General features: G+C 73.2%; 4 protein-coding genes. 3 read left to right on the top strand and 1 reads right to left on the bottom strand.

All coding sequences use genetic code 11. From position 1 onward, the window contains the following. Positions 1-286 precede the first annotated feature (286 nt). Together ACWD1U_RS06605 and ACWD1U_RS06600 are read left to right on the top strand one after the other, a co-directional pair. Complete coding sequence (locus ACWD1U_RS06605; protein WP_451104990.1) at positions 287-1306, top strand: ATP-binding cassette domain-containing protein; 1020 nt, start codon at positions 287-289, stop codon at positions 1304-1306. Beyond that, positions 1303-2118 (top strand): ABC transporter permease, encoded by an 816-nt coding sequence (locus tag ACWD1U_RS06600; RefSeq protein ID WP_451104988.1) that lies wholly within the window; start codon positions 1303-1305, stop codon positions 2116-2118. The genes ACWD1U_RS06605 and ACWD1U_RS06600 overlap by 4 nt, the downstream gene beginning before the upstream one ends. A 20-nt stretch (positions 2119-2138) precedes the next feature. On the opposite strand, the gene ACWD1U_RS06595 is transcribed toward ACWD1U_RS06600, so the two are convergent. Next, positions 2139-5453 carry a BTAD domain-containing putative transcriptional regulator gene (locus tag ACWD1U_RS06595; RefSeq protein ID WP_451104986.1) on the bottom strand — a complete coding sequence of 1105 codons (3315 nt, stop codon included), beginning with the start codon at positions 5451-5453 and terminating at the stop codon, positions 2139-2141. Positions 5454-5942: 489 nt separating this feature from the next. On the opposite strand from ACWD1U_RS06595, the gene ACWD1U_RS06590 reads away from it, so the two are divergent. After that, on the top strand, positions 5943-6743 hold the full coding sequence (locus ACWD1U_RS06590; protein WP_451104984.1) for a site-2 protease family protein: 801 nt from the start codon (positions 5943-5945) through the stop codon (positions 6741-6743). The last annotated feature ends 18 nt before the right edge of the window (positions 6744-6761 follow it).

Raw genomic sequence — 6761 nt, 5'->3', positions numbered from 1 at the left:
CAGGTCGCGTGGCCTGGTGCCGTGCATCGCAAGGCGCCGGAGTGCCCTGGTAGCGGAGCTACCTGGGCATTTCGGCAACGCGGCGAGGCGCGGTGCCAGGCCACGCGACCCGGGCGGGCATAGTGCAAGGACCCCTAAGCCGGCGCCGCTCTCGCGGAGGTGGTTGCTCGCCGTAGGGGTTCCTCAAGTGATGGTTGCGGTGGTCGTCGGCTGGTTGTCTGTGGTGTCGGCGGTCTGTCGGTGGCCTGTCGGTGGATTGTCGGTGGGCCCTGACACCGTCAGGGCCATGACGCGAATCGACAAGAACACCGGCGGCGCCGCTGTCACCGTGCGGGGGCTGGTGAAGCACTACGGCGAGACCAAGGCACTGGACGGGGTCGACCTGGAGGTGCGGGAGGGCACTGTGATGGGGGTGCTCGGGCCGAACGGGGCCGGGAAGACGACCCTCGTACGGATCCTGTCCACCCTGCTCGCTCCCGACACGGGCCGGGCCACAGTCGCCGGCTACGACGTCGTACGGCAGCCCCGGCAGCTGCGGCGGGTGATCGGCCTCACGGGACAGTACGCCTCCGTGGACGAGAAGCTCTCGGGCTGGGAGAACCTGTACATGATCGGGCGGCTGCTCGACCTGCCCCGCAAGGACGCGCGCAGCCGGGCCGACGGGTTGCTGGAGCGCTTCTCGCTGACCGAGGCGGCCAAGCGGCCGGCGGCGACCTACTCCGGGGGCATGCGGCGGCGGCTGGACCTGGCGGCGTCGATGATCGGACGACCGGCCGTGCTCTTCCTGGACGAGCCGACCACCGGGCTCGACCCGCGCACCCGCAACGAGGTGTGGGACGAGGTGAAGCGCATGGTCGGCGACGGGGTCACCGTGCTGCTCACCACCCAGTACATGGAGGAGGCCGAGCAGCTCGCCTCCGAGCTGACGGTCGTCGACCGCGGCCAGGTCGTCGCAGGCGGGGCCATCGAGGAGCTGAAGGCGAAGGTCGGCGGCCGGGCGCTGCGGATCCGGCCGGCCGATCCGACGCATCTGCGGCCCCTGGCCGCCGCGTTGGACGAGCTGGGCATCACCGGGCTCGCCACCACGACCGTGGACGCGGACCGGGGTGACGTCCTCGTGCCGATCCTCAGCGACGAGCAGCTGACCGCCGTGGTCGGCGCGGTCACCTCGCGCGGCATCACGCTCTCCGCCATCACCACCGAACTGCCCAGTCTGGACGAGGTGTTCCTGTCCCTCACCGGCCACCGCGCCAGTGCCCCGCAGGACGCCGTGCCCGCCGAAGACCTTCAGGAGGCCGCCGTATGAGCGCCGTGACCGTCAACGACGCCGAGGGCGACGCCCGTATCCCGCTGCGGGGCCACCTGCGCCACACCGGGGCCCTGATCCGCCGCAACCTGCTGTGGATCCGCAAGGACCCGGAGTCGATGGCCGACGCGCTGCTGATGCCGGTCATCTTCACCCTGCTGTTCGTGTTCGTCTTCGGCGGTTCGATCGGGCAGGCGCTGGGCGGCGGGCAGGACCAGTACGTGCAGTACGTGATCCCCGGCATGATCGCGATGATGAGCATAACGCTGTCCCAGGGCGTCGGCACCGGCTTCAGCCAGGACTTCAACTCCGGTGTCATGGACCGCTTCCGGTCCCTGCCGATCGGGCGCGGTTCGGTGCTGTTCGCGAAGATCTCGGTGGAGCTGCTGCGGATGCTGTTCGCGACCGCCGTGCTGATGATCGTGGCCGTCGCGGTCGGGTTCGAGATCACCAACTGGCCGGGGCTGTTCGCGACCGTCGCCCTGTCCACGGCCTTCGCCTCGTCGATCATGTGGGTGTTCCTCACCCTGGGCGTCATCCTGAAGAACGCGCAGTCCGTGCAGGCGATGGGCTTCCTGGTGCTGTTCCCGCTCCAGTTCGGCTCGTCGATCTTCGCGCCGACGACGTCGATGCCGGGCTGGTTGCAGGCGTTCACCGACTACAACCCGCTGTCGACACTGGCGGACGCCGCGCGCGGTCTGATGGTGGGCGGGCCGGTCGCGCACGACCTGTGGGTGACGCTCGGCTGGTCGCTGGCGATCACCGCCGTGATGGCGCCCGTCGCGATCCACAAGTTCCGCACGAAGAACTGACCGGACGGGCCGGATCCGCGTCACAGCAGGGCGGTGGCCTCCTCGGGGGAGAGGCCCCCGCCCTCCGCGTACGCGGTCTCGTACGCCGGGTCGCCGAGCAGCGCCCGGGCCTGCCGCTCCGCCTGCTCGCGGGTCTCGCGCTCCTGCCGCTGGGCGACATGGCCGGGCGGCAGCAGGGCGTCGGCGGCACCGAGGCAGCGGGCCGCGTCCTGGGCGCGGTGCCCGCCGTCGAGGCTGGTCAGGGCTCTGGCGCCGAGGGCCAGGTACACCGCGCGCATCTGGGGTGCGATGGCCGCCGAGAGCGGGTCCCCGGCTCGCTCCAGTGCCTTCCGCGTCCGGTCCAGGCAGGCCTCGTGTCGGCCCTCCGCGGCGTCCAGCCACGCCTCCGCCCCGAGGATGAACGAGTCGAAGACGATGAAGTGGGCGATCCGGAAGTCCTCGCGCAGCCGCCGCAGTTGCTCGCGCGCCTCGGCCGTGCGGCCCGTCAGGCCCAGCCGGCCGGCGAGGAACAGGCGGGCTGCGGGCATGGCCCCGCTGTGCGAGTCCTCATGCTGGGCGATCACCTCGCGCAGCAGCCGCTCCCCACGCTCCCCCTCTCCCGCCTCCAGCAGCGCGCTGCCGAGGCGGGCGCTGAGCACGGCCGCCTGGGCGCGGGCGCCGAGACGTTCGGCGTGGGCGATGGCCGCCTCGTAGTCGGCGGCGGCCCGGATGTAGTGGCCCTTGCGTTCGTGGGCCTCGGCGCGGGCGGAGAGGGCCTCGGCGGTGCCCCAGGCGTCGCCGAGTCGCCGGTAGATCTCCAGCGACTCGTCCGCGTCCCGGGCGGCGTCGCCCGCCCAGTCGGTGCGGTTGGCGAGGAAGTTGGCCCGCATCTGCAGGCCGGAGGCCAGCTCCCATTCGAAGCCCGGGGTCTGCCGGCAGGTGCGGATGGAGGCGTCGATGACGGTCCGCAGCCGGTCCATGTCGCCGGTCAGCATCACGGCGAAGAACCAGAGCAGGCCGGGGAGCCGGCAGTTCTGCGGCAGGCCCGGTTCGTAGGTCCGGGCGATGGTGCGCAGCTTCTGCTGCGACCGCGGGTTCTGCCAGGCCTCCAGTTCGGTGTCCATGCAGGCCAGATGGGCCAGATGGATCCCGCGCCGGGCCTCCCGCAGGATTTCGCCGGTCATCGGGGGCGGGGCGTCGGTGCAGCGCCGCCACACCGGGGCGGCGCTGCGGACGGGCTCGGTGAAGGGGTCGGGACCGAGGGCCATGACCTCGCGGCACCAGTTACGGGTTTCGATGCGCAGGTCGCGCATCCGCCAGTACCAGACGAGGGACAGGGCGAGGCACAGCGCTTCCTGTTCGTCGCGCAGGGCGACGGCGTGACGCAGGGCGGTGCGCAGGTTCTCGTACTCCCGCTCCAGCCGGCGGATGGCGGCGAGCTGACCGGAGCCGCGCAGCAACGGGTCGGTGGTACGGGCGAGTTCACGGAAGTACCTCAGGTGCGCGCGCTCGGCCTCGGCACGCTGCCCGGACTCGTCCAGCCGTTCGGCGGCGTACTCGGCGACGGTCTCCAGCAGCCGGTAGCGCATCTCACCGTCGGGCGACTCTCCGGGCGGCGCGGCCACGACCAGGGACCGGTCGACGAGCGAGCCCAGCGCCTCCAGGGCGACCGGGCCGCACACCGCCTCGGCGGCGGGCAGGTCGCAACCGCCCGCGAACACCGACAGCCGCCGCAGGACGTCCCGTTCGTCCTCGTCGAGCAGGTCCCAGGACCAGTCGACGACGGCTCTGAGGGTCTGCTGGCGGGGCAGGACGGTGCGGCTGCCGGAGGTGAGGAGGCGGAAGCGGTCGTCGAGCCGGTCGGCGATCTGGCGCGGGGTGAGCATCCGCAGCCGGGCGGCGGCGAGTTCGATGGCCAGGGGCAGGCCGTCCAGGCGCCGGCAGATCTCGGCACAGGCCTCGGGGTCGTCCTCGACGCGGAACCCGGGCCGGGCCGCCGCGCCCCGGTCGGCGAGCAGCCGCAGCGCGACCGGCTCGGGCAACGGCTCCACCGGGCGCAGCAACTCCCCCGGAACGCCGAGGGGTTCGCGGCTGGTGGCGAGGACGGTGAGGTCCGGGCAGCGCTCCAGCAGTTCCTCGGTGAGCCGCGCGGCGGCGTCGGCGACGTGCTCGCAGTTGTCGAGGATCAGCAGCATGCGGGGCCTGGAGCAGTGCTCGGCGAGCCGCTCGACGGGGTCGTCCAGCCGGTCGGCCATGGCGGCCCGGATGCCCTCGGCGCCGGCGCTGTACAGCACGGTCTCGCGGGCGCCGACGGCGGTGAGCACGGCCTCGGGTACGGCGCCCGGGTCGTCGACCGGGGCCAGTTCCGCCAGCCACACCCCGCCGGGCATGACGTCCCGCACGGTCTCGGCGGCCTCCTGCGACAGGCGCGTCTTCCCGGCGCCGCCGGGCCCGAGCAGGGTGACCAGCCGGGCCACCGCGAGGTCCTCCCGGATGGTCTCGATGTCGGTTTCGCGGCCGATGAAGGAGGTGAGCCGGGCACGGATGTTGCCGGGGGCCGGGGTGGCCGTCGGGGCCGGGGAAGCGGCAGCGGGGCCGCTCCCCTGGGGGCGGGTACCACAGCCGTCCGGCGCCTGGAGCAACTCCAGATGCAGCGCGCGCAGTTCGGGCCCCGGATCCGTGCCCAGCCGGTCGGCGATGAGCCGTCGCACGTCCTCGTAGGCGGCGAGGGCCTCGGCGGTGCGGCCGGCGTGGCGCAGGGCGCGCAGGCGCAGGGCCTGGAGGGGCTCGTCCAGAGGGTGCTTGTCGCACAGGGCGGTCAGTTCCGGCAGGGACTGCTCCGCCTGGCCCAGGGCGAGGGCGGCGGTGTGCCGGGCGCGCAGCGCGTCCAGGCGGCGGGCGTCCCGGCGGGCGGCCTCGGCGGTGCGGTCGGGCAGGTCGGTGAGGACCGGGCCGCGCCACAGGGCGAGGGCGTCGTCCAGGACCACCGCGGCCTTGGCGGGGTCGCCGTCGGCCAGGGCCCGCAGCCCCTCCCCGGCCAGCCGCTCGAAGCGGTGCAGGTCGATGTCGTCGGGCGCGGCCGTGAGCCGGTATCCGCCGTCGACGGAGGCGACCGCGTCCGCCCCGAGCGCCCGCCGCAGACGCCCGATCAGCGCCTGCAGCGCCCCCGGTGCGTCGGCGGGCGGATCCCCGCCCCACACCTCGTCCACGAGCATCCCCACGGGCACGGTGCGTCCCGCCCGCAGGGCGAGCACGGTCAGCAGTGCACGTAATCGCGCCCCGCCGACCGTGACGACCGTGCCGTCGGTGCGGAGCGCCTGCGTGGTGCCGAGGATGCGGTAGCGCACGGGGTCCATTGTCTCCGTTGGTACGAGGGCAGGTCACGGCGGTCGAGGACGCGCCGGGCGTTCACGGACCGGCGGCGGTGAGCGAGACGCGGCCGGGCGGGTGCCGGGACCGGGCAGCTGCGGCGGGCCCGGTCCACGAGGCGAGCGGCCGGGACGGGACGGGGCGCGGTGCGTCGGCCGGTCACTGTACTCGGCCCCGGAGGCCGGGCCACGCGATCAGGACGGAAACACCCGGCCGGGACGCCGGGCACCGCGCAGCAGCCGGTCGCGGTCCCCGGCCCGCTCCGTCCACCGGGGCGCCGTTCACCCACGCCGCCGCCCCGGCCGGGCCGGCCGGCCGCGGCCCCCGCAGCACTCCATCTGCCAGTCCTCGTAGATCACGTGCCAGAGCCCCATGCCTCCACCCTCTCCGGAACCGACCGCCCCGCGCGAGACGTTTTCCCCCTGCGCCCGGTACCGTCGGGCCGTCCCACCGCGTGTCCGAGACCAGGGAGTCCGATGACCACCGTCACCAGCCGCCACAGCGAGCGGCGGATCAGTCCCGTCTTCGTCGGGATCCTGGCCGTGACGGCGGTCACGGGATGGGCGACCTGGACCGGGTTCGCGGAGCAGCCCGGAGTCGCCGTGTTCCTGTTCGTGACGGCGGCGTGGATCGTCTCGCTGTGTCTGCACGAGTACGCGCACGCGCGTACCGCCCTGCACAGCGGCGACATCTCGGTCGGCGCGAAGGGCTATCTGACCCTGAACCCGCTGAAGTACACGCACGCGCTGCTCAGCATCGTGCTCCCGGTGATCTTCGTGATCATGGGCGGGATCGGTCTGCCCGGCGGCGCGGTGTTCATCGAGCGCGGGCGGATCCAGGGGCGCTGGAAGCACAGTCTGATCTCGGCCGCCGGTCCGCTGACGAACGTCCTGTTCGCCGTCGTCTGCACCGCGCCGTTCTGGCTGGACGCGCTGGACGGCGTGCCGAGCGACTTCCGGTTCGCGCTGGCGTTCCTGGCGCTGCTCCAGGTGACGGCCGCGCTGCTGAACTCCCTGCCGGTGCCGGGCCTGGACGGCTACGGCGTGATCGAGCCGTGGCTGTCGTACGGCGTCCGGCGTCAGGTGGAGCCGTTCGCTCCGTTCGGTCTGCTGTTCGTGTTCGCGCTGCTGTGGCTGCCCGCGGTGAACGGCGCGTTCTTCGACGTGGTCGACGCGATCCTGAAGTCCCTCGGGATCAGCGACTTCGAAACGTACTGCGGTCAGGCGCTGTACCGCTTCTGGCAGGGCTCGAACGAGTTCTGCTCGGCCGCCCCGTGACGGATCAGCCCGTGACGG

It is taken from the genome of Streptomyces sp. NPDC002788, from assembly GCF_053592115.1.
Note: the sequence above shows the minus strand (reverse complement) of the source record. Positions and strands in the feature narration are given on the sequence as shown.